Consider the following 21,410-nt stretch of genomic DNA (forward strand, 5'->3'; position numbering starts at 1 on the left):
TCAATGCAGGAGACTTCGCGTGCCATTTGATCGAGAACGGCCTCTAACGCTTGTACGTCGAGCGGCGGCAGCTTCTATTTTTACCGTGGGTGGTTTGTGCGGCGTGGCTGCCGTGCATGCGCAAGCCGCTCTGCCAACGCTTGGAGACAACTCCGACCTCACCACGGGCCAGGAACGCCAGCTGGGCGATCGCATCATCCGCGAGATCTACCGCGACCCCGACTACATCGACGACGCCGTACTCAACGAGTACATCCAGGGTATCTTCCAGCCCCTCGTCAAGGCCGCCCGCGAGCGCGGAGAGCTGCCGCCCGAGCTCGACGAGCGCTTCGCCTGGGAAATCCTGCTCGGCCGGGATCGCACGGTGAATGCCTTTGCCCTGCCGGGCGGCTATTTCGGCGTGCATCTCGGCCTGATCGGCGTGGTGAGCACCCGTGATGAGCTGGCGTCGGTGATGGCCCATGAGCTGAGCCACGTCACGCAGCGCCACATTTCCCGGCTGATCACGCAGCAGAGCCGCCAGGGGCCGATGGTGCTGGGAGCCATGGTGCTGGGGGCCCTGGCGGCCGCGAAGAATCCGAGCGCGGGCCAGGCCATGATGATCGGCAGCCAGGCGCTGGCCGTGCAGAACCAGCTGAATTTCTCGCGCGACATGGAGCGCGAGGCCGACCGCGTCGGATACGGGCTGATGGCGCCCGCGGGCTTCGCGCCGCAGGGGTTCGTGGCGATGTTCGACAAGCTGCAGCAGGCCAATCGCATCAACGACAACGGGAGTTGGCCGTACCTGCGCAGCCACCCGCTGACCACGCAGCGGATCGCGGACCTGCATTCGCGGATTCCGCCCGGGGCCGAGCGGGCCGCGCCTCCCGCGCCGACCCTGGAGCACGCGATGATGGCCGCGCGTGCGCGCGTGCTGGCGCGGCCGGGCGTCGATGTGTGGCGCCAGTGGGTGAACGAGCCGCAGGCCAGCGGCTTTGCCGCGCAGCCGCCGGCCCGCCGCGTGGGGGTGTGGTATGCGGCCTCGCTGAGTGCGTTGCAGCTGCAGGACATGGCCGCCGCCCGCGCGGCGTTGCGGTCATTGCGGCAGGCGGTGGAAGGGGATGCGGCGGGCGTGAGGCAGGCCCGCCTGCTGGCGGCCGAGATCGAGCTGACGGCGGGGCAGCCGGAGGCGGCACTGGAGCAGTTGCCGCCGGTCCCCGTGTCCGGTGCGGCGGCCGCACTCGTGGCCGGTGGTGCCGCGCACCTGGAGTCGGCTTCTGCCACCCCGGCCGCTGGCGGGCCGGGCCATGCGGCGAAGGGATCGGTGGGAGGCGCGCGCGAGGGGCATTCCGCCAGCGCCGTCTTCGGGCCCGGCCGGCCGGAGATGGTGCTGCGCACGCAGGCGCTGCTGCGGCTGAACCGGGCGGGCGAGATGGCGGGGACTCTGCAGACGTGGGTGGCGAACCATCCGCGCGATGCGGGGGTGTGGTACCTGCTCGCGGCGGTGTGGCAGCAGCAGAACCAGCCGCTGCGCTCCATTCGCGCGGAGGCGGAAGCGCATGCCGCGCGGTACGACTACGCGGCGGCGGTGGACCGCTTCAAGGCCGGCCAGGACATGGCGCGCAAGACGGGCAGCCGGGGCGGCGACGCGGCGGACTACATCGATGCGTCGATCATCGAGACGCGCCTGCGCGCGACCGAGTCACTTCTTAAGGAACAGGCCGCCGAGCGCTGATTCGATGAGCATGCCCAGCCCCGTGTAGATGAGCGAGCCGATCAGCGCCGCGCCGAAGCCGCTGACCTGGAAGCTGTCGCCCAGCACCGAGGCGGCAGCCCAGAACATCAGGGCGTTGATGACGAAGAGGAAAAGGCCCAGCGTGACGATGGTCACGGGCAGGGTGAGGATCACCAGGATGGGCCGCAACACCACGTTGAACAACCCGATGACGAATGCCGCGAGGAGCGCCGAGCCGAAACTGCGCACCTCGACGCCGCTGTACACGTAGGTCACGCACAGCAGCGCGGCGGCGCTGAGCAACCACTTCAGGATGAGTTTCATGGCGCCGGAGGATAGCACCGAGGGCCCCGGCAGTCTGTGCCGGGGCGGGTGCTCCCGCCGCGGGCCGAAGACCCGCGCGGGCGCCGTGGGCCCGATCAGGACTGCTCGGCCACCAGCATGAACAGCGCGCCCAGGCTGGCGAGCGTGCCGGGCAGGGACCAGCGGCGGGGCGCCGGCTTGCGGATGACCAGCGGGGCCGCGACGGCGGCCGGCTGGGGCGCGGGTGCTTCCTGCTTGGGGCGCCGCGCATCGACGATCTGCGCCGCGCCGTGCTCGGCCTGCAGCTCGGTGACCAGATCGGGCAGCGGGCCCTTGGCCACGACCTTGGTCACGGGCACGCCGCTGGCCTGCAGCCAGGGCAGGACCTGGGCGAAGAGCTTGTCGGCCCACTTGGCGCGCCAGTTTTCCCGGGCGCTGTGGCTCACCCACTTGCTGATGCGATGGGTCATGCGCGGCGCGCAGGCCACCAGCACCCAGTGGGTGCCGCCGGCATGGGCGCGCGCGGCCAGGGGGGCGAGGATCTGCTGCGCGTAGGCCGCGTCGTCCACGTACACGATGACTTTGTCCATGAGAGGCTCCTTGCGGGGTGAGTGTGCGGAAAGTGTCTAAAGGGTCGAGTTGCCAGGGCGTGCAGAGTTCACACGGAAATCGCGCAAGCCTTGCCCGCCCGGCCGTGCTCCACCATCAGCCATGCCCTGCGGGTGCGGCGGCGGCCGTGGCGCGGCGGGCGAGCACTGCCTTGCCGATCAGCAGCACGATGAGCGCGCCGGCCACGCTGGCGCCGTACTTGACGGCATCGCTCTGGGGCACCTTGAGCATCCACTGCCACTTGTCGGGGTTGGCCAGCACGGGGTCGGTGACCAGCATGCCGCCGGCGATCCAGCCCAGCAGCATGCCGCCGGCGGTGATGATGAGCGGGAAGCGCTCCATGAGCTTGATGACGAGCTGGCTGCCCCACACGATGATCGGGATGGAGATCAGCAGGCCCAGCACCACGAGCAGCATCGAGTGCTCGCCCGCGTTCTGCGCGGCGCCGGCGATGGCGATGACGTTGTCCACGCTCATCACGAGGTCGGCCACGATGATGGTCTTGATGGCGGCGAGCAGCTTGTCGCTCTCGGCCACGTTGCCGTGGCCGTCTTCGTCGGGCGCGAGCAGCTTCACGCCGATCCACACGAGCAGGATGGCGCCGACGAACTTGAGGAACGGCAGGTTCAGCAGCGTCATCGCGAAGGCGATGAGGACCACGCGCAGGATGATGGCGCCGGCGGTGCCCCAGATGATGCCCTTGGTGCGCTGCGCGGGCGGCAGCTTGCGGCAGGCCAGGGCGATCACCACCGCGTTGTCGCCACCCAGCAGGATGTCGATGATGATGATCTGCCCCAGCGCGACCCAGAACTCGGGCGAAGTCAAGAAGTCCATAAATTCCTCGTTGTCATTGGCGATAGGAGGACGGGCTGCCACGCATGATCGCGGTATTCCGGCGCCTCCGCAAACGGAAGGCCCGCCAGGGACAGATCAAGGAAGGGGGCACTGCGTTGGCGCCCGTGGGTGGCGCCGGTGCCGGGGGATGCACAGCCTTGATCAGCCCGTGGTAGGCCTATCAAAGGTCTTGCTCGGCCGGCGGACCCGTTGCGGTCCACCAGGCCCGGAAATGCCGGAAGCATCGCTGCTTCGTACTGACGACATGACCGACAGTGCCAGCACTCTGGCCGGCGGCCGTCTTGCCTGGACTGGGAGCTACTCCCCCTCGAAGCCCGCATTGGAACACAGCCGCGGAAGCCGGTGCAAGCCGGGTTCCGGGTATTCCTGGCGCTGTTTTGAAGCCAAAGTGCCTCCATGTCGCCGTCGCGATTGATTAGCTTGCTATTAAATAAGGAGCATTGGCGTTTCCCCGGGGGGCAGGCGAGGCGCATGGCCCCGGTGCCGGTGGTGGCGTGGCCGCGCGGGTAAGATCGGCCGCCTTTTTTCCCGCCCGCCCATGGCCGCCCTGCACATCACCGACCTCGAAGCCGCGATCAATTACTGGCGCGCCCGCGCCCCGGCGCGCGAGGGCCTGGCGCTGGTGCCCGAGCTGCAGGCGCTGGCCGGGGTGTATGCGCGCATGGTGTACGCGCACGAGGACCGGGTGGAAGAGTCCGCCCTGCCCCCGGACGCCATGGCCGCGTGGCTGGCCTGGTACGAGACCACGCCCGACACCCCTTGCATCGCCATCTGCTCCACCAGCCAGGGCGATGAGCAGTGCAAGGGCTGCGGCCGCAGTTTCGCGGAGGTGCAGCACTGGCTGGCGATGACGCCGGCCGAAAAGCGCAGGGTTTGGCGGCGGATCACCATGGAGGGCGTCGCCTGGCGCTTCAACCGCTACGCGGAGCGCGCCGCCGCGTCGGGCGCCCGGCGCAGCGACGCCGGCGGCTTGACGGGCTGCGGCTTTACGCCGGCTCCGGCTGCCGCTAAGGTGGGCTCCATGCTGCGCTTGACCCAGGCCCCCAACATCGCCATCGCCACGCTGTGGGCGGATCTGTTGTGCGAAGGCGGCATGCCCGCGACGGTGCAGCGCCAGCATCTGCTCGCGGCGGCGGGGCACCTGCCCCCCGACCAGTGCCTGCCCGAGATCTGGCTGGAGCATGCCGAGCACGCGCCCCGGGCGCGGCGGCTGCTCCAGGAGCTGGCGGACCTGCCACAGCGGCGCTGGCAGTGCGCGGCATGCGGCGAGCGGGTCGAGGGCGGCTTCGAGCAGTGCTGGAACTGCGGCGCCGCCATGCCGCAGGGCGCCGGCTGAACACGCGGCCTGTGCGTGTGCCATCGCCTCTGGCCTCGGCCCACCCAGGCCATGGTCCTGGATGACCGGTTGTCCATCACCGAGCCAGCGCAGCGCGCAGACCTGCAAGCGCCCTGGATCAACGGGGGTTGATCCGAGGCGCATCGGTGAACGTGGCGGACCCCGGTTACGGGCGGCTCTCGCCGCGAACCTGCGCGATCAGTTCCCTGGCGACCGCTTCGGAGCTGGCCGGGTTCTGGCCGGTGACGAGGCGCCCGTCAACGACCAGGTAGGGGGCCCAGTCCGGTCCCTTTTCGTACAGCGCGCCTTGCGCCTTGAACTCGTTCTCGATCAGGAAGGGCACCACCTTCGTGAGCTGCACGGCCTCTTCTTCGCCGTTGGTGAAGCCGGTCATGTGCCGGCCCTTCACGATGGGATCACCGTTGGCGGCCTTCACGTGGCGCAGGGCGCCCGGCGCATGGCACACCAGCCCATAGGGCTTGCCGGATCGGTCGAACGCCTCGATGAGCTGGATCGAGGCCTGGGATTGCGCCAGGTCCCACAGCGGGCCGTGGCCGCCCGGATAGAACACCGTGTCGAAGTCTTCCGCCCGCACCGACGACAGGGGCACCGTGTGGGCGAGCGCCTGCTGCGCGGCCGGGTCCTTCTTGAAGCGGTGGGTGAACTCCGTCTGGAAATCGGGCAGGTCGCTCTTGGGGTCGAGCGGCGGCTGGCCGCCCGCGGGCGAGGCGAGCACGATGTCCGCCCCCGCGTCCTTGAAGACGAAGTAGGGCGCGGCGAACTCCTCCAGCCAGAAACCCGTCTTCTGGCCCGTGTCGCCGAGCCGATCGTGGGAGGTAAGCACCATCAGGACTTTCATGATCTGTTGCCTTTCATGCGTTTGAATGTCGATTGCCAGGGTTCCATGGCGTGCATGGGAAATCAGGAGAATGCCGCCTGCACGGCCGCCATCTTGTCCGCGTAGGGCGCGCGCAGCCGCAGGCCGCTGGCGCCTTCGTTGCTCTGCTGCACGACGGCCTTCGCATGGGTGAAGCGGCGAAAGCCATGCACCCCGTGGTACGCCCCCATGCCCGAGGCCCCCACGCCACCGAAGGGCAGCCCTTCGATGACGGAGTGGCTCATGACGTCGTTGAACACCAGGGCGCCCGAGGTCGTGCCCGCGGCGAAGGCCTGCTGGCGCGCCGCGTCTTCTCCGAAATAGTAGGCCGCCAAGGGGCGGGGGTGCGCGTTGATGTACCCGATGGGCTCGTCGCGGCGGTCATACCCCCGGATGGGCAGCAAGGGCCCGAAGATCTCTTCCTGCATCACCTGCATGCTGTCGTCCACGTCCAGCAGCAGGTGCGGAGCGATCTTGCGGGTGGCCGCGTCGAACCCGGGCTCGCCGGCGGGCGCGAGGCCCACGACCCGGGCGCCCTTGGCCCGGGCATCTTCGATGAGCTGGACCAGGCGCTGGAAGTGCCGGTCGCTGATGATGGCCGTGTAGTCCGGGTTGGACTGCATCGTGGGGTAGGTCCGTGCCAGGAACTCCCGCGCGGCCGCGACGAACGCGTCCTGGCGGTCTTTGGGCATCAGCACGTAGTCCGGTGACAGGCAGATCTGTCCGGCGTTGAAGGCCTTGACGGTCAACACCCGCTCGGCGGCAACGCGGACGTCCGCATCGTCGTCGATCACCACCGGGGACTTGCCGCCCAGCTCCAGCGTCACCGGGACCAGGTTCTCCGCGGCGGCGCGCATGACGTGGCGGCCGACCGTGGTGCTGCCCGTGAAGACCAGATGGTCGAACGGCAGCCCGCTGAATGCGGCGCCCACCGAGGCGTCTCCGAGCACCACCCCGAACTCCATGGGATCGAAATAGCGCCCCACCAGCTCGGCCAGCAGGTCGGAGGTGCGCGGCGTCAGTTCGGAGGGCTTCAGGAGCGCCGTGTTGCCCGCGGCGAAGACACCCGCCAGCGGCCCGAAGGCCAGGTTGATGGGGAAGTTCCAGGGGCTGATGATCCCCACGACACCGAGCGGCTGCGGCTGAATCCAGGCGCTCATCCCGTGGGCGGGTGCCGCCACCTTCTCCGGCTGCATCCATTGCTCCAGGTGCTCCGCGGCATACCGCAGCGAATGGGTCGGCGTCAGCAAGTCCGCCGTCAGTGACTGGAATTCGCTCCGGTGGCCGAAATCCGCCGAGATGGCCTGGGCGATGCCCTGGCGGTTCTCCTGCAGGAGCTGGACCGCGCGCCCCAGCCGGTCGCGGCGCAATGCCGCGCTGGCGGCACCTGCCTGGACGTGGGCGCGCTGCATGGCCCTCACGATGGACTGGAGATCTTCTGAAATATGGTCTGTTTTCATGGCAGAGCCCGAGGCTGGATGTCTGTTGGGAACTCGCCGAACCGGTCCGTTCATCCGGTCCGGAGGGGCCGATGACCGCAGAGGTCGACGCGCGGTTTGGGGATGCATCGATTGTGTGATCCGGTGCGAAACCGCGCCAATCAATCGTTTTCAGACGGGGTATAAATCAATTTATGATGTGCCGATGTCATTGGGCCGACTCAGAACCTTCATCGAGGTCTACAGGCAGCGCTCTCTCAGCGCCGCGGCGCGCTCGTTGCACCTGACCCAGCCGGCCGTCTCGCAGCACATCGCGGGGCTCGAAGAGGCGATCGGCCGGTCGCTCTTCCTGCGCGAATCGACCGGCGTGGTTCCCACGGCCGCAGCCGATGAACTGGCGGCCGACATCGGCGACAAGCTGGATGCCGCGGAGGCCGCGCTGGCCTCCGCACGGGCCCGGTCCGACGAGGTGGCGGGCTCCCTCCAGATCATCGGCCATGCCGACTTCCTGGCCGAAGTCGTCGCCGCCGAGCTGGCCCCGCTGCTCCAGGCAGGCATCCGGGTCCGCCTGCAGACGGGCGGAGGGGACATGACCCGGCACATGCTGGTCGAAGGCCATTGCGACCTGGGCATCTCCGCCTTCGCCAGCACCGACAAGCGGCTGCGCAGCGATCCGATACGCACGGAGGCGGTTCTGGCCGTCGCCGCACCGGCGGTGGCCGCGCGGCTCGCCTCGGCGCCCGATCTGGGGGACGCGCTGGCGGCCGAGCCCTTGCTTGCCTACAACTTCGAGCTGCCGCTGATCGATCAGTGGCTGGAGCACAACCAGCTGCAGCGCGGGCTGGCGAGCCCGGCCCTGGTCGGCCAGGACCTGCGCACGCTCAGAAGCCTGCTGGCCCGGGATTTCGGCTGGACGGCGCTCCCGCTCTACCTGTGCCGGGACGCGATCGCGCGGGGGGAGCTGGCGGAAATCACGCCCCCGATCGGCCGCACCTCGCTGCGCTACCACCTGCTGTGGTCACCCAGCGCGCTGCGCAAGACGCGGGTGGCGCATGCACGGCAAACCCTTCTCTGGAAGCTCGGCGCGGCGTCCGCGAAACACGGGGCGGCGGAACGTGGTGGCGAGGCTCCCGCGCAGGCGCTTTGAAGCCACCCCATTTGCTATTGTTTTAATAGCTACTTGTGCAGCGTACACGGCGACATGGAGGCCGTCCGGGCATTGAAATGCCCCTGGGGGCCCTGGCGGGCCGCCCGCATCACTTCCAGCGCAGGGGTTCCAGGTGCACGCTGCCCAGGTTGCTGCCGAGCGTGAGGGCGCCCTCCTGGATCGTGGCCTGCAGCTGCATGCTGCGCTCGGCCAGGGTGGCGAGCTGCTGGGTGGCGTCGGAGGGCAGGCGCCAGACCGAGAGCTTGTCCAGCCGCGAGAGCTTGCTCTCGATGCCCTTCCACCAGACTTCCGCCGCGTGGTGGAAGGCATAGACGGCCACCGCGTCGGCGCGGCTCGCGGCCTTGGCGAGCGGCTTGTCCTCGGGCTGGCCGACCTCGATCCAGAGGCGCTTGCGGCCCGTGAAGTCGGTGAGCGAGATGTCCGGATCGTCCGGGTCCGAGAGGCCCGCGCCGAAGGCCAGGGTGCCGTCGCCCCGGCACACGGTCTGCAACTGGTGGGCCTGCAGCGCCAGGGCGGCCAGCCGCACCATCATGCGCTCGTCGGTCTCGCTGGGGTGGCGTGCCAGGGTGAGCGCGTGGTCGGCGTAGTAGCCGTGGTCGATGTCGGCGATCGACACGTGGGCCTTGAAGATGGTGGACTTGATCGCCATGGGTGGGGGTTTCCGCAAGGGGCGCTGCCCGTGCCGGGAGCCGGGCGCGGGCAGGCGGGGCGGCGCAGCAGGGCGCCAGGAGGGCGATGCGTCAGACGCGGCGCGCCAGCTCGGCGGCCTTGCCAGTGTAGCTGGCGGGCGTCATGGCAAGCAGGCGCTCTTTCTCGGCATCGGGGATCTCCAGGCTGCGGATGAGCCCGTGCAGCGCCTCGGCCGTGACGGTCTTGCCGCGCGTGACTTCCTTGAGCTTCTCGTAGGCGCCCTGCACGCCGAAGCGGCGCATGACGGTCTGGATGGGCTCGGCCAGCACTTCCCACGAGGTGTCGAGGTCGGCGGCCAGCGCCTCCTCGTTCAGCTCCAGCTTGTTCAGGCCGGTCATCAGCGAGGTGTAGGCCAGCGCGGCATAGCCCAGGGCCACGCCGATGTTGCGCAGCACCGTGCTGTCGGTCAGGTCGCGCTGCCAGCGGCTCACGGGCAGCTTCTCCGAGAGGTGCCTGAGCAGCGCGTTGGCCAGGCCCAGGTTGCCCTCGGCGTTCTCGAAGTCGATGGGGTTGACCTTGTGCGGCATGGTGGAGGAGCCGATCTCGCCCGCCTTGAGCTTCTGCTTGAAGTAGCCCAGGCTCACGTAGCCCCAGATGTCGCGCGAGAGATCGACGAGGATGGTGTTGGCGCGGGCCACGGCGTCGAACAGCTCGGCCATGTAGTCGTGCGGCTCGATCTGGATGCTGTAGGGCTGGAAGGTGAGGCCCAGGCCCATGGGCTCGGGCGTCTCGACCACCTTGCGGCTGAAGGCCTCCCAGTCGAAGTCGGGCCAGGCGGAGAGGTGGGCGTTGTAGTTGCCCACGGCGCCGTTCATCTTGCCCAGCATCTTCACGGCGGCAATGCGCTCGCAGGCGGCCTGCAGGCGCACGACCACGTTGGCCAGTTCCTTGCCCACGGTGGTGGGGCTGGCCGTCTGGCCGTGGGTGCGGCTCAGCATGGGCACGGCGGCGTGCACGTGGGCCATCTCGCGCAGCTTCAGCACGATGCGGTCCAGGCCCGGCAGGATCACCTGATCGCGGCCCGAGCGCAGCTGCAGCGCGTGGCTGGTGTTGTTGATGTCCTCGCTGGTGCAGGCGAAGTGCACGAACTCGGCCGCCTTTTCCAGCTCGGGGCGGGCCTCGAACTTCGACTTCAGCCAGTACTCGACCGCCTTCACGTCGTGGTTGGTGGTCTTCTCGATGTCCTTGATGGCCGCGGAATCGGCCTCGGAGAAGTTCTTCACCAGGCCCAGCAGGTAGGCGCGCGCGCCGGTGGTGAGGGGCTTGAATTCGTCGAAGCCGGCATCGGAGAGCGCGATGAACCAGGCCACCTCGACCTGCACGCGGCGGTGCATGTAGCCGTGCTCGCTCATGATCGGACGCAGGGCGGAGAGTTTGGCGGCGTAGCGGCCGTCGAGCGGCGAGAGGGCGGTGATGGTGGACAGGCTCATGGGGCGGGATTGTAGGTGCGGGCCGTGGCGCGGCCGCCGCACCGGGTCCCGCCCGATGCGGCGCGATGGCGGGTAGCCCCCTAGAATCGGGCCGCCCGCTGTCTTGCCCGTGCCCGGATAAACACCATGAAACTGATCGGATCCTCCGCCAGCCCCTATGTGCGCAAGGTGCGCATTGTGATGGCCGAGAAGAAACTGGACTACCGCTTCATCGAGGAGAACGTCTGGGCCGAAGGCACCACGATCGCCACGTCGAACCCGCTCGGCAAGGTGCCGTGCCTCGTGATGGAGGGCGGCGAGGCGGTGTTCGATTCACGGGTGATCGTCGAGTACCTCGACACCCTGTCGCCGGTGGGGCGGCTCATCCCCACGCAGGGCCGCGAGCGCGCCGAGGTCAAGACCTGGGAGGCGCTGGCCGATGGCGTGATGGATGCCGCGGTGCTCGCGCGCCTGGAGGCCACGTGGGCCGGCCGCCAGGACGTGGAGCGCAGCCAAGCCTGGATCGACCGCCAGCTGGCCAAGGTGCATACCGGCCTCAAGGCCATGGCCCAGGGGCTGGGCGAGAAGCCCTACTGCAGCGGCATCCACCTGAGCCTGTCGGACATCGCGGTGGGCTGCGCCCTGGGGTGGCTGGAGTTCCGCTTCCCGCAGGTCGCATGGCGCGCGGAGCACCCGAACCTGGGCCGCCTGCTCGACAAGCTCATGCAGCGCCCGAGCTTCGCGGACACCCGGCCCCAGTAGGCACTGCGGAAAAAGAGGGGGCCTGCCGTTCGCCGCCCCCAGAAAAGCCGAAAGCGCGCACCTTGCGGTTGCGCGCTTTTTTTTGCACTGACGGCTGTGGAAAAAAAAAGTTGCGAAGCGTCCCGAAACGAATTAGAGAGGGAGGGAGGAGAAGCGCTTCAGGATTTCAGTCGGACAGATCCGAAAGGCTTCGCAACGAGAAACTGGAACTCAATACAAGAGGGCATGCATCAAAACTTGCCCACGGCCCGTAGATTAGTGCCATTTCTGAGAAGTTCCAGAGGGATGGGGCCTAAAAGCATCAAAAAATGTAACGCTTTCCGCACCTCAGAATATGACACCGAAAAATGTAGCAAATTAGCGAAAAAGCTTCAGCTGCTGTTCGATCGCGCGGACCAGCCGAGGGTCGTCCGGTTTCACCGCGCTGCCGAAGCTTTCGACCACTTTTCCGTCGCGATCGATCAAATACTTGTGGAAATTCCAGCGCGGAGCCTCTCCTGACTGGGCTGCGAGCTCGCGATAGAGCGCCGAAGCCTGCGGACCCTTGACGCTGCTCTTGGCAAACATCGGAAATTTCACCCCGAAAGTGTTACTGCAGAAGTCGGCGATTTGAGCATTGCTGCCGGTTTCCTGCGAGAAGTCGTTGGACGGAAAGCCCAGCACCGAGAAGCCCCGGTCCTTGTAGCGGGAGTGCAATGCCTCCAGGCCCTCGTACTGGTTGGTGAAGCCGCAGTAGCTGGCGGTGTTGACCACGAGCAGCACCTGTCCCCGGTATTGGCAGAGCGGCTGCGGGGACTCGTCCTGCAGCCGCTCCATCGTGTGCTGCAGCAGCGCGGGGCACGCGACCGGTGCCTGTGCCTGTGCCGGCGCGGAGGCCCCGCCGCTGGCGGGCTGGGCTGCCTGGGCGGAGGGCGTGAACGCCAGCACCGGCGTGGCGGCGGCGCCCAGGGCGGCAAAGGCAAGCGAGGTCAGTCTGCGCAGCATGGCGTTCTCCTGGTGGGGGGCGGTTGATGGGCGGGGAAGGTCGCATGCTGCCACGGCTTGGCCGGCCGGGTGCGGCTTTGGGGGTTTCAGACCAGCGCCAGCAGCCGGGCCAGCGGCAGCTGCACCCGCACGTCGCGCAGGGCGACGGCGCCGGTGATTTTCCACGAGGGCTGGGCGGTGTCGCGGGGGATGGGTTCGCCCGTGGGCATGCCGTTGCGGTTGAGCACCACGGCGACGCGGGGCGTGGTGGCGCTGGCGCCGCGGCGCAGCGCCACGGCCACTTCCTGGCTGGCCAGCCGCACGAACGCGCCGGGCGGGTACACGCCCAGCGCCTTGACGAGCGCCATGCCCGCTTCATCGACCTGGTGGGCTTCGTCGTAGTAGGTGGCCTGCATGGCCGCGGTGACGGGCATGGGCGCGCGCGAGGCGCGGGGGGCGAGGCGCGCGGCGAAGATGTCGGCGCGCTGGATGAGCCGGGCGAGCTGCTGCGCTTCGCTCTTGGCGGCGAGCGAGCCGGGCATGCGCAGGTGGTGGCTGCGAACGGCTTCGAGCCAGACGGGGTCGTCCACCCCGAGCTGCCGCAGCATCGCCCCGGAGCGCTCGGCATGGCTCTCGATATCGGCCAGCTGCTGGGTGGACAGGGGCTGCGTCTGCACCGCGAGCTGGTCCTGCATCGTGGTCATGGCGATGTTCATGGACAGCGCAGCGCGGCCGAGCTGCAGCACCCGCGGCACGGGCCAGCGCAGGTGCTCGGCGGCGGCGATCATGCACACGCAGGCCACCAGCATGGAGTGCGTGCCGCTGTACTGCTGCATTTCCTGGCCCGAGAGGTAGATGAGCGCGAGCAGGGTGGCGTCGGGCGTGGCCGCGCAATGGCGGGCCAGCTCGGTCAGCAGGGTCTCGAAGCGTTCGCCGAATTCGCCGGCCGGTGGCGGCGCGCGCAGCAACTGCGTGGTGCGCAGCTGCAGTTCGGGCCAGTCGGGCGGCCCGTTCGCGGTGGGCGCGCGGTCGCGCGCGGAAGGGCCGCTCGCGCTGATCTTCATGGCCGCGATCTGCCCCAGCGAGGTGTCCGTGAAGAGCATCTTCTGGAGCTGGGCGAGGTAGGCGCGGTGGCTGTCGCCCGACTCGTCGGTGTCCACGCACAGGCTCAGGCCGCGCGCCACCATCAGGTTGAGTTCGTCGCGGCCGCGGATCACGTAGCCGCGCTGCGCGAGCAGCACGCCGTTCGCTCCGCGCAGAACGAAGGGCAGCGGTTGCCCGAGCGGGATCGAGTCGATGTTCAGCGCGACAAGGTTCATGATGAGTCGCCGCATTATCGGCCGCGTGCGCCGCGCCGAAGGCGGGCGAAAGGGGAGGGTTTCGCCTCTGTTCGGGCTCTCGCCTGGCGTGTTTCCGGACGGGGCGCTGTGCGTCACCTGCCGGGAGGCGGCTGCCGCCGGGCTGCTTCGCCGCCTGGGTCATGGGGTGGGCGGGGCAGTGCGTGCTTCTCGTGCCCGGCGCCGAACGTGTGGTTGCCGGACAGGACCGGGGGCCAGGTGGAGGCCGGTGGCCTGGGTTGCCCCTGTGCGGTCGCACTGCCCCGGGCATGGGGTGGAAGGGGCAGTGGGTGTGCTTCGCGCCGTGGCTCCGCCGGGCGGTCGCCGGACTGGACTGGCGCACGCGTCTGCGCCGGCGGCTTTGGGTGTGCGCTCCCCGGCAGCGACGGCTGCCGGGATGGGGGCTGCAGGTCTTCCGGTCGGGGGAGCGGATAGGACGGGGCGGCGAGTTCCGGGGCTGGGGGCCGGGAGCCGTCCGGCGGCTTGGGCAGCGGATGGCGCTCCGCCACGGGACGGGGCTCCCACCGTACGGAGTGGTCGGCGGGCGCGGCGTTGTGCTGCTGGAGCGATCGCCCCACCTGCTGGGCGCCCGCCGGCAGGAATTCATGGAGCCGGGTCGATTCGGCGCTGGCCTTGCCCTGCAGGATGCCGAGGGTGGCGCTCTGCGCGTTTTCGTCCCTGGATTTGGATTTGAACTGGAGGTTGTTGGCGATCCAGGCGTCGTGGCTGTCCAGCAAGTCGCGGACCTGCCCGCGGTAGTCCTCGGCATCGTCCGTGCGGCCGTCCTCGCGCGCGGCCTGTTCCAGCCCGAGGAGGGTGTCGTAGGCCTGCGCGGCTTCCGGCCGCAGTTTCGTGACGACCGAGAAAGCCATGCCGGGGGCGCTGGCCGCGGCGGCCTGCACCAGGGTGTCCCGGAGCCGCTGCCACGCCCTGCCGGTCTTCTCGGCATCGGTCGCGCCGGGCACGTTGTCGCGGCCGGCCAGGGTGGCGACGAACTGGTGCTGCCGGGGCTCCAGCTCCTCCAGGAAGTCGTCCAGGTCCTCGAACTCCCGGATCATCTGCGTCTGGTCCGCCCAGGTCTCGCCGTTGCGGGTGGTGATGCGCAAGGTCGTGTCCACGCCGCTGTTGGCGATCTGGTGGCGGATTTCTCCGCCCACGCCGCGCACGCGCGGCACCGCGCTGGGGTCTTGCTGCGAGGAGGGAACCAGCGTGATGCTGGCGCCCGCGCTCGCGCGAAGGTCGGCGCGGTGCTGTGCCGAGAACTTGTATTCCTCGACGTTCAGGCCCGAGCGGCTCTCGGTCTGGACGGAGTGCTGGCGCTGGTTGGCGGTGGCCGCTCCGGCCTTCACGCCGATGCCGACCGCGCGCCGGGTGGCGCGCCGGTCGTCGGGGTCGCGGTGCTCGGGGCCCCGCACCCGCAGGGTCGCGTCGGCGCCGAAGCCCAGCTCGGAAGCCCGGCCGCGCTTTTCGGCCGTCAGCTCCGCGATGGCGAGATCGGGATGGTGTTCCAGCAGGTGGGCCAACGGGTCCGCCGCCTCGCCGCCGGTCTGCCGGGCATGGGTGAGCGTCACGAGGGCATCGGTGAACTGCTGGCGCAGCGTGTCCTCGTGGCCCGCGGTGCGCCGCATGCGCAGGCTGACCCCCCGGGTCTGCGACTGCTCGATGCTGGCCTCGAACCGCAGGTCGAAGCGCAGGGCGATGCCGGCCTCGTCGTCCCCCAGGTTGAATTCATGGTCGGTCTCGCCGAGGGCGCCGCGCAGGCCTGCATTGAGCCCGATGCTGGCGTTGTGGGAGTCGATGGTGCCGATCTGCATCTGCATGGCCGCGCCCACCATGTTGAGGTCGAGCGAGCGCTCCCGGGCCAGGCCCATGCCCGCGATGGGCGCGATGAGTTCCTGCGCGGTGGAGGTGAGCGAGACGGCCTTGCCCAGCTCCAGCCGGGCCTGCCGCGCATCGCTGCTCTTGATTTTTTCTCCGAGGCTGATGCGGTGCACGAGAGACTCCACCACGGCCGCCGCGTCGCGCGGTCCGCGCAGGTCGTTGAAGAGTGTCACGGTGTCGGCCATCGCGAGTTCGAAGCGGCTCACGTGCACGTCCCGCTGCAGCGCCTGCAGCGCCAGGGCGGCATGCGCGATGGCGCCCTCCACGGTGGGCGCGCCATCCGGTGCCTGTGCATCGGGCAGGGCGCGGTCGCGCACCGTGTCCGGAATGGCATCGGCCAGCGTGCGCAGGACGCGCCCCGCGTCGGCTCCTTCCGCCTTCATGGTGTGCCAGGCATCCTGCACCGCAGCGGGCCAGGACTCCAGAACCATTTGCCGGGCGAGGTTCCAGGGCGGGCGTTCGCTTTTGGGATAGCCTGCCAGGAGGGTGCGGGTGAGCTGGTTCTCGATGGCCTCGAAGGTTTCGATGCGCAGCGAGCGCAGGACCGCCGCGGGCTTCACCGCGGCCAGGGCCGCAGCGGCGGCGTGCAGGAGATCGCCCAGCGCTTGTTCCTCGGGCACCTCCTTGTCGGCGGTGGCCTGCACGGCCTGGGCCACGCTGGCGAAGGCGTCGATGGCCTCATGGGCCAGGGCGTCGCCGCGCTGCCCGCGCGCGACCTGCGTCGGCGCCGTGGTGGGGGCCTGTGTGCCGTCCAACAGGGCGCGCAGGTCGATGTGGTCCGCCAGGAGCCTCAGCAGGTGTCCGGCATTGGGGTGGTGGCCGCGCAGGGCCTGCCAGTCGGCGGCCAGCGATGGCGGCAGACCGGCCGCCCCGCCCTCTCCCAGGCGGGCCTCGACCTTCTCGAAGAATCCCAGGCCCAGTCGCTTGAGCGCCTGGGGCGGGGCGGGCTGCCGGGCGCCGCCGAGGTCCAGCTCTTCCAGCACGCCCCGCAGCAGGGACTCGGCGGGCGCCAGCCCCTGCGCGGCCCGGGCCTGCAGGCCTTGGCGGATGTCGCGGGCGGTGCGGTGCAGGGTCATCACCGCCTCTTGGCGGTCGGGGAGCAGGCCGTTGGCGGAGGCCGTCTGGGTCAACTGGCGCATCACCGATTTGCGCCACATGGTGGGCTGGGTGCCCGGCAGCCAGGAGGCGATGACCGGCAGCGCGGGCGCCAGCAGGCCCTCGAATCCGGTCACGCTGCTCTGGACTGCCTTGGGCAGGCTGCCGGAGGCCCAGTTCTGCAGCCGTCCCCAGCGGCTCTGCGCGGCGCGTTCGTTGCGGTGGGCCGTCTGCTCCAGCGCGCCGTCGCTGAACTGGCCGAGCCGCTGGCGGACCCGGTCGTAGCTGGAGCCGGGCTCGTCGGTCATGAAGCCGCTGTGCACGCCGTTGAAGGCGATGCGCTGCCGCCGCGCCTGCGCGGTGTCCGGCGCATCCGTCGGGGACGGTGCCGTCTGCGCGGCGGCGTGGGCCACGGCGGCGCCCAGCCAGTCGCGCTGCGCCGGCGTCACCTTGCCGTCCGTCCGCTGCGCTGCCTGCTGCAGCTCGACCACCGCCGCCATGGCGACGCGCAGGGCCGTCTGCGTGGCCGCATCGGTCGTTTCGTTGGTCACGGCCTTGGCCAGCAGGCGGGAGCCGCCCTGCGGCCTCGCCAGCGCGCAGGCAAGCCGCAGCGCCGGGTCGGCCAGTTGCCCCGTCTCCTGCATTTGCCCGGGCGACCCGAAAACCTCCTGCGCATGCGCGATGAGGTCCGCGGGGGTGATGTCGCGCAGGGTTTCCATGGCCTGCACGAGTGCCTCGGGGTCGCCCGGGAAGGTGCTGCGGGCCACGTCGACCAGCATCTGCGCCGCGAGCACGTCCGCCAGCTTGTGGCCGGCGTCCAGGTGATCGGCCAGGGCCTGTGCAGCGTCCCGCAGGCGGGCCTGCAGCGGCTGCGGCACCGTGGCCACCAGGCCGTCCAGCGCGGCGCGGCTCGCGGCGGACGCGGCATCGCGCGCGCTGTGCAGGGCCTGGTCGCGCGCCTGGGCGAGCTGGTCGGCGGCCTCTTTCGTTTCCAGGCGCTCGCCATCGGGCAGGTCCACCTGGGCCGCGAGCTGGATGGCGGCGCGGGCCTTCTCCGCGTGGGCCACGCTCGCCAGATGCTGCAGGACGAGCGGTGCCTTGCGGTGTGGAGGGCTGTCGCCGGTCGTCTGCCGCCCCTGTGCCGAATGGAACAGCGCCAGGGCATCCGCCGGCACGCTGGAGGGCCCCTTGCCGATGGCGAGCAGCGAGAGGGCCTGCTGGACCCAGTACTGCGCCTGATCGGCGATGCCGCCCGCGCCGGAGGGCTCGTCCGGGAGCGCATCGCCGGATTGCATCGCAGCAAGGGCCTGCTGCACCGCCTGGGCCAGATGGGAGCGGGTGGTGCCCGGCATCGGCACCCGGCCATCGCCCTCGAAGCGGGGGGCCCGCACCTGGTTGTTGCGCCCCACCGGGTGCTGGGTCTGGCTGCCGACGGTCAGCGGGCCGATGTTCGCGCTGGCCGTGGTCTTGCCCGACTTCCAATGGTTCTTGAGGCGGGAGAGCAGGCCCGCCTTGGCGCGCGGGGCGATGTGCTCGGTGCTGTAGAGCGACGCCGCGCCCCCCTCGGGCGGGCTGCGCTGCTCCAGCCCGGCGGGCGGGTTCAGCACGGGCCGTTCCGGGCTCTGGGTGCTCGGGCTCGGGCCAGGCGCCTGCACGCTGCCGGCCGGAGGGGGGTGGGCCTCACGCGGGGATCGCGTGAAGATCGTCTTCAGGGTCATGGGTCTTCTCCATCACTGTTCTTGGAGACCCATGCTGAGCGATCCGCCTTGCGGAAACTTAAAAAAACCGAAGCCGCTGATCGTGGTGCGAAGCGCGGCCGGACCCGGGGGCGGCCGCGCTGGCATCATGCGGGCGGCCGCGCCGGGCGCCTCAGCACCACGCGGTGGAACCACTGTGCGAAGTCGTCCACGTAGGTGAAGACGGCGGGCACCACCAGCAGGCTCAGCACGGTGGAGGTGATGAGCCCGCCGATCACCGCCACGGCCATGGGCGAGCGGAAGCTCATGTCGGCACCGCCCCAGGCCAGGGCGATGGGCAGCATGCCGGCGCCCATGGCGAGGGTGGTCATGATGATGGGCCGCGCGCGCTTGTGGCAGGCGTCCAGCAGCGCGTCCCAGCGGCTCATGCCCTGGTCGCGCCGCGCGACGATGGCGTACTCCACCAGCAGGATGGAGTTCTTGGTGGCGATGCCCATCAGCATGATGAGCCCGATGAGCGAGGGCATCGAGAAGCTCTTGCCCGCGATCAGCAGCCCCACGAACGCGCCGCCCAGCGAGAGCGGCAGCGCCATCAGGATGGTGACGGGCTGCAGGAAGTCCTTGAAGAGCAGCACCAGCACGAGGTAGATGCAGACCACGCCCGTGAGCATGGCCATGCCGAAGCTCGCGAACAGCTCGCCCATCATCTCGGCGTCGCCCACGTCGATCAGGCGCACGTTGGCCGGCATCTGGCGCACCGAGGGCAGTTGCCGCACGGCTTCGGTCACCTCGCCCAGCCCGCGCGTGCCCAGCTCGATCTCGAAGTTGACGTTGCGCGCGCGGTCGTAGCGGTTGATGACGGCCGGGCCGCTGCCCACGTCGAGCCGCGCGACCTCGCCCAGGCGCACGGGCCCGCGCGCACCGGGCACGGCCAGGCGCTCCAGCACCGAGAGGTCTTCGCGGGCCGTGTCGTTCAGGCGCACGACGATGGGCACCTGCCGTTGCGCGAGGTTGAGCTTGGGCAGGTTCTGGTCGTAGTCGCCCACGGTGGCCACGCGCAGGGTTTCGGCGATGGCGCTGCTGGTCACGCCGAGGTCGGCCGCGCGCGCGAAGTCGGGACGCACCGTGATCTCCGGGCGCACGAGGCTCGCGCTCGACCCGATGTTGCCGATGCCCGCGATGGTGCGCAGGTCGCGCTCGACGGCGCGGGCCACGTCGGAGAGGGCCTGCGGGTCCTCGCTCGCCAGGGCCAGCACGTATTTGTCGTTGGAGCCGCCCAGGCCGATCTTCACGCGCAGGCCGGGCAGGTCTTCCATGGCGGCGCGCAGCCGTTGCTCGATCACCTGCTTGCGCGGCCGCTCGCCGCGCGGCACGAAGCGCAGCGTGAGCGTGGCCTTGCGCGGGTCGCCCGCGCTCGATCCGCCCGCCATCGGGTCCGCCCCGGCCGAGCCGCCGCCGATCGCCGTGTAGATGCTGCGCACGTGGCCGACCTTCTGCACGCGCTCCATCGCCATCGCGACCGCCGCGCGGGTGTCGTCCAGCCGGCTGCCCGGGGGCAGCTCCAGGGTGACCTGGGTCTGCGCGTTGTCGTCGGGCGGTATGAAGCCCGAGGGCAGCAGCGGGATGAGCGCGATCGACCCCGCGAAGAACAGCAGCGCGCCGGCCAGCGTGAGCACGCGGTGGCGCAGGCACCAGGTGGAGGCGCGCATGTAGGCGGCCAGCCAGCGCGGCTCGTTCTCCTGGCCGCTCATCGGCTTGAGGATGTAGGCCGCCATCATGGGCGTGAGCAGCCGCGCCACCACCAGCGAGGCGAACACCGCCAGCGCCGCGGTCCAGCCGAACTGCTTGAAGAAGCGCCCCGGGATGCCGCTCATGAAGGCCGTGGGCAGGAACACCGCGATCAGCGTGAAGGTGGTGGCGATCACCGCGAGGCCGATCTCGTCGGCCGCCTCCATGGCCGCCTGGTAGGGGCTCTTGCCCATGCGCAGGTGGCGCACGATGTTCTCCACCTCGACGATGGCGTCGTCCACCAGGATGCCGACCACCAGCGAGAGCGCCAGCAGCGTGATGATGTTGATCGAGAAGCCCAGCAGGTACATGCCGATGAAGGCGGGCAGCACCGACAGCGGCAGCGCCACGGCCGAGACGATGGTCGCGCGCCAGTCGCGCAGGAAGAGCCAGACCACGACGATGGCCAGGATCGCGCCCTCGTAGAGCAGGTGCATGGAGCTGTCGTACTCGTCGCTCGCGATCTCCACGAAATCCACCGTGCGGGTGAGGCGCAGGTCCGCGTGCTCGGCCACGAGCCGGTCGAGCGCGCGCTGCACGCCCGCGCCCACCTCGACCTCGCTGGCGCCGCGGCTGCGGGAGACCTCGAAGCCGATCACCGGCTTGCCGTCCAGCAGCGCGGCGGTGCGCTGCTCGGCCACGGTGTCGGTGACGGTGGCGAGCTGGTCCAGGCGCACGCGGCCGCCGCCGGAGAGGGGGATCTCCATCGCGCCGATCTCCTGCGCAGTCTGCACGGTGGCGATGGTGCGCACGGGCTGCTCGGCGCCGCCCAGGTCGGTGCGGCCGCCCGCGCTCTCGGTCTGCACGAGGCGCAGCTGCCGCGACACGTCCGCCGCCGTGGCGCCCAGCGCCTGCAGCCGCAGCGGGTCGATGGCCACGCGCACCTCGCGCTGCACGCCGCCCACGCGGCTGACGGCCCCCACGCCCGGCACGGCCAGCAGCCGGCGCGTGAGCGTGTCGTCCACGAACCAGGAAAGGGCCTGGTCGTCCAGCTTGTCGGAGGCGATCGCGAAGGCCAGGATGGGCTGGGAGGAGAGTTCGAGCTTGGTGACGATGGGGTCGCGCAGGTCGGCCGGCATGTCGGCGCGCACGCGCGAGACGGCCGAGCGCACGTCGTCCACGGCCTCCTGCACGGGCTTTTCCAGCCGGTACTCGGCCGCGATGGTGGCCGTGCCGTCCACGATGGTGGTGGTGATGTGCTTGAGGCCCTGCGTGGTGGCGATGGCGTTCTCGATCTTGCGCGCCACGTCGGTTTCGAGCTGCCCCGGCGCCGCGCCGGGCAGCGCGGCGGTGACCATGACGACCGGCAGGTCCATGTCGGGGAAGTTCTGCACCTTCATCGCGCGGAACGACAGCAGGCCCGCGAAGGTCAGCAGCACGAACAGCATCGCGGCCGGGATGGGGTTGCGGATGGACCAGGCGGAGAGGTTCATGGCAGGTCCTTCGGGCGGGGTGCGCAAGAGGGGAGGCGGTGCGGCATGGAGAGG

General features: G+C 70.1%; 15 protein-coding genes and 1 pseudogene. 5 read left to right on the top strand and 11 right to left on the bottom strand.

What is annotated here, in order from left to right; genetic code table 11:
• The first annotated feature begins 76 nt into the window (after positions 1 to 76).
• On the top strand, positions 77 to 1,714 hold the full coding sequence (locus AX018_RS07595) for a M48 family metalloprotease (protein WP_211322393.1): 1,638 nt from the start codon (positions 77 to 79) through the stop codon (positions 1,712 to 1,714).
• On the opposite strand, the gene AX018_RS07600 is transcribed toward AX018_RS07595, so the two are convergent.
• From AX018_RS07600 to AX018_RS07610, 3 genes are all read right to left on the bottom strand, one after another.
• Positions 1,682 to 2,038 (bottom strand): phage holin family protein, encoded by a 357-nt coding sequence (locus AX018_RS07600; RefSeq protein ID WP_111876698.1) that lies wholly within the window; start codon positions 2,036 to 2,038, stop codon positions 1,682 to 1,684. The genes AX018_RS07595 and AX018_RS07600 overlap by 33 nt on opposite strands.
• 95 nt (positions 2,039 to 2,133) lie before the next feature.
• Positions 2,134 to 2,607: a universal stress protein gene (locus AX018_RS07605; RefSeq protein WP_111876699.1), complete on the bottom strand. Its 474-nt coding sequence runs from the start codon at positions 2,605 to 2,607 to the stop codon at positions 2,134 to 2,136.
• 115 nt (positions 2,608 to 2,722) lie between these two features.
• Positions 2,723 to 3,460, bottom strand: a complete 738-nt coding sequence (locus tag AX018_RS07610; protein ID WP_111876700.1) for a TerC family protein — start codon at positions 3,458 to 3,460, stop codon at positions 2,723 to 2,725.
• 559 nt (positions 3,461 to 4,019) lie between these two features.
• On the opposite strand from AX018_RS07610, the pseudogene AX018_RS07615 reads away from it, so the two are divergent.
• A pseudogene (locus AX018_RS07615) lies at positions 4,020 to 4,418 on the top strand (DUF3717 domain-containing protein); the annotation flags it as partial.
• A gap of 84 nt (positions 4,419 to 4,502) precedes the next feature.
• On the top strand, positions 4,503 to 4,817 hold the full coding sequence (locus tag AX018_RS07620; protein ID WP_111876759.1) for a DUF2007 domain-containing protein: 315 nt from the start codon (positions 4,503 to 4,505) through the stop codon (positions 4,815 to 4,817).
• 166 nt (positions 4,818 to 4,983) lie between these two features.
• Here the strand turns inward: AX018_RS07620 and AX018_RS07625 are convergent, their stop codons facing one another.
• A complete protein-coding gene (locus AX018_RS07625; protein WP_111876701.1) occupies positions 4,984 to 5,676 on the bottom strand; it encodes a type 1 glutamine amidotransferase domain-containing protein in 693 nt (230 codons plus the stop codon).
• 62 nt (positions 5,677 to 5,738) lie between these two features.
• Positions 5,739 to 7,154 carry a coniferyl aldehyde dehydrogenase gene (locus AX018_RS07630; RefSeq protein ID WP_111876702.1) on the bottom strand — a complete coding sequence of 472 codons (1,416 nt, stop codon included), beginning with the start codon at positions 7,152 to 7,154 and terminating at the stop codon, positions 5,739 to 5,741.
• A gap of 184 nt (positions 7,155 to 7,338) precedes the next feature.
• Between AX018_RS07630 and AX018_RS07635 the strand changes: the two genes are divergently transcribed.
• Positions 7,339 to 8,280, top strand: coding sequence for a LysR family transcriptional regulator (locus tag AX018_RS07635; protein WP_111876703.1), 942 nt, complete (start codon positions 7,339 to 7,341; stop codon positions 8,278 to 8,280).
• Positions 8,281 to 8,389: 109 nt separating this feature from the next.
• Here AX018_RS07635 and AX018_RS07640 read toward each other — a convergent pair whose 3' ends face one another.
• On the bottom strand, positions 8,390 to 8,950 hold the full coding sequence (locus tag AX018_RS07640; RefSeq protein WP_111876704.1) for a YaeQ family protein: 561 nt from the start codon (positions 8,948 to 8,950) through the stop codon (positions 8,390 to 8,392).
• Between the two features lie 91 nt (positions 8,951 to 9,041).
• Positions 9,042 to 10,421: an adenylosuccinate lyase gene (purB, locus tag AX018_RS07645; RefSeq protein ID WP_111876705.1), complete on the bottom strand. Its 1,380-nt coding sequence runs from the start codon at positions 10,419 to 10,421 to the stop codon at positions 9,042 to 9,044.
• Between the two features lie 126 nt (positions 10,422 to 10,547).
• Here purB and AX018_RS07650 point away from each other — a divergent pair, with 126 nt between their 5' ends.
• A complete protein-coding gene (locus tag AX018_RS07650) occupies positions 10,548 to 11,162 on the top strand; it encodes a glutathione S-transferase N-terminal domain-containing protein (RefSeq protein WP_111876706.1) in 615 nt (204 codons plus the stop codon).
• Positions 11,163 to 11,519: 357 nt separating this feature from the next.
• Here the strand turns inward: AX018_RS07650 and AX018_RS07655 are convergent, their stop codons facing one another.
• The 4 genes from AX018_RS07655 to AX018_RS07670 all read right to left on the bottom strand — a co-directional run bounded on the left by AX018_RS07655 (position 11,520) and on the right by AX018_RS07670 (position 21,356).
• Positions 11,520 to 12,146, bottom strand: a complete 627-nt coding sequence (locus AX018_RS07655; RefSeq protein WP_111876707.1) for a glutathione peroxidase — start codon at positions 12,144 to 12,146, stop codon at positions 11,520 to 11,522.
• Positions 12,147 to 12,232: 86 nt separating this feature from the next.
• Positions 12,233 to 13,444 carry an HD-GYP domain-containing protein gene (locus AX018_RS07660; RefSeq protein ID WP_111876760.1) on the bottom strand — a complete coding sequence of 404 codons (1,212 nt, stop codon included), beginning with the start codon at positions 13,442 to 13,444 and terminating at the stop codon, positions 12,233 to 12,235.
• Between the two features lie 113 nt (positions 13,445 to 13,557).
• Complete coding sequence (locus AX018_RS07665; protein WP_211322388.1) at positions 13,558 to 18,156, bottom strand: hypothetical protein; 4,599 nt, start codon at positions 18,154 to 18,156, stop codon at positions 13,558 to 13,560.
• A 125-nt stretch (positions 18,157 to 18,281) separates the two neighbouring features.
• Positions 18,282 to 21,356, bottom strand: coding sequence for an efflux RND transporter permease subunit (locus AX018_RS07670; protein WP_111876708.1), 3,075 nt, complete (start codon positions 21,354 to 21,356; stop codon positions 18,282 to 18,284).
• Positions 21,357 to 21,410 lie beyond the last annotated feature (54 nt).

The sequence above is a fragment of the Paracidovorax anthurii genome, assembly GCF_003269065.1.
GTDB lineage: Bacteria > Pseudomonadota > Gammaproteobacteria > Burkholderiales > Burkholderiaceae_C > Paracidovorax > Paracidovorax anthurii.

What these genes read in the sequence shown, in the direction of transcription:
- AX018_RS07635 (WP_111876703.1), top strand. Translation starts at nt 7,339, where the DNA reads ATGTCATTGGGCCGACTCAGAACCTTCATCGAGGTCTACAGGCAGCGC.
- AX018_RS07630 (WP_111876702.1), bottom strand. Translation starts at nt 7,154, where the DNA reads ATGAAAACAGACCATATTTCAGAAGATCTCCAGTCCATCGTGAGGGCC.
- AX018_RS07660 (WP_111876760.1), bottom strand. Translation starts at nt 13,444, where the DNA reads ATGAACCTTGTCGCGCTGAACATCGACTCGATCCCGCTCGGGCAACCG.
- AX018_RS07600 (WP_111876698.1), bottom strand. Translation starts at nt 2,038, where the DNA reads ATGAAACTCATCCTGAAGTGGTTGCTCAGCGCCGCCGCGCTGCTGTGC.
- AX018_RS07650 (WP_111876706.1), top strand. Translation starts at nt 10,548, where the DNA reads ATGAAACTGATCGGATCCTCCGCCAGCCCCTATGTGCGCAAGGTGCGC.
- AX018_RS07655 (WP_111876707.1), bottom strand. Translation starts at nt 12,146, where the DNA reads ATGCTGCGCAGACTGACCTCGCTTGCCTTTGCCGCCCTGGGCGCCGCC.
- AX018_RS07620 (WP_111876759.1), top strand. Translation starts at nt 4,503, where the DNA reads ATGCTGCGCTTGACCCAGGCCCCCAACATCGCCATCGCCACGCTGTGG.
- purB (WP_111876705.1), bottom strand. Translation starts at nt 10,421, where the DNA reads ATGAGCCTGTCCACCATCACCGCCCTCTCGCCGCTCGACGGCCGCTAC.
- AX018_RS07625 (WP_111876701.1), bottom strand. Translation starts at nt 5,676, where the DNA reads ATGAAAGTCCTGATGGTGCTTACCTCCCACGATCGGCTCGGCGACACG.
- AX018_RS07605 (WP_111876699.1), bottom strand. Translation starts at nt 2,607, where the DNA reads ATGGACAAAGTCATCGTGTACGTGGACGACGCGGCCTACGCGCAGCAG.
- AX018_RS07640 (WP_111876704.1), bottom strand. Translation starts at nt 8,950, where the DNA reads ATGGCGATCAAGTCCACCATCTTCAAGGCCCACGTGTCGATCGCCGAC.
- AX018_RS07670 (WP_111876708.1), bottom strand. Translation starts at nt 21,356, where the DNA reads ATGAACCTCTCCGCCTGGTCCATCCGCAACCCCATCCCGGCCGCGATG.
- AX018_RS07610 (WP_111876700.1), bottom strand. Translation starts at nt 3,460, where the DNA reads ATGGACTTCTTGACTTCGCCCGAGTTCTGGGTCGCGCTGGGGCAGATC.
- AX018_RS07665 (WP_211322388.1), bottom strand. Translation starts at nt 18,156, where the DNA reads ATGACCCTGAAGACGATCTTCACGCGATCCCCGCGTGAGGCCCACCCC.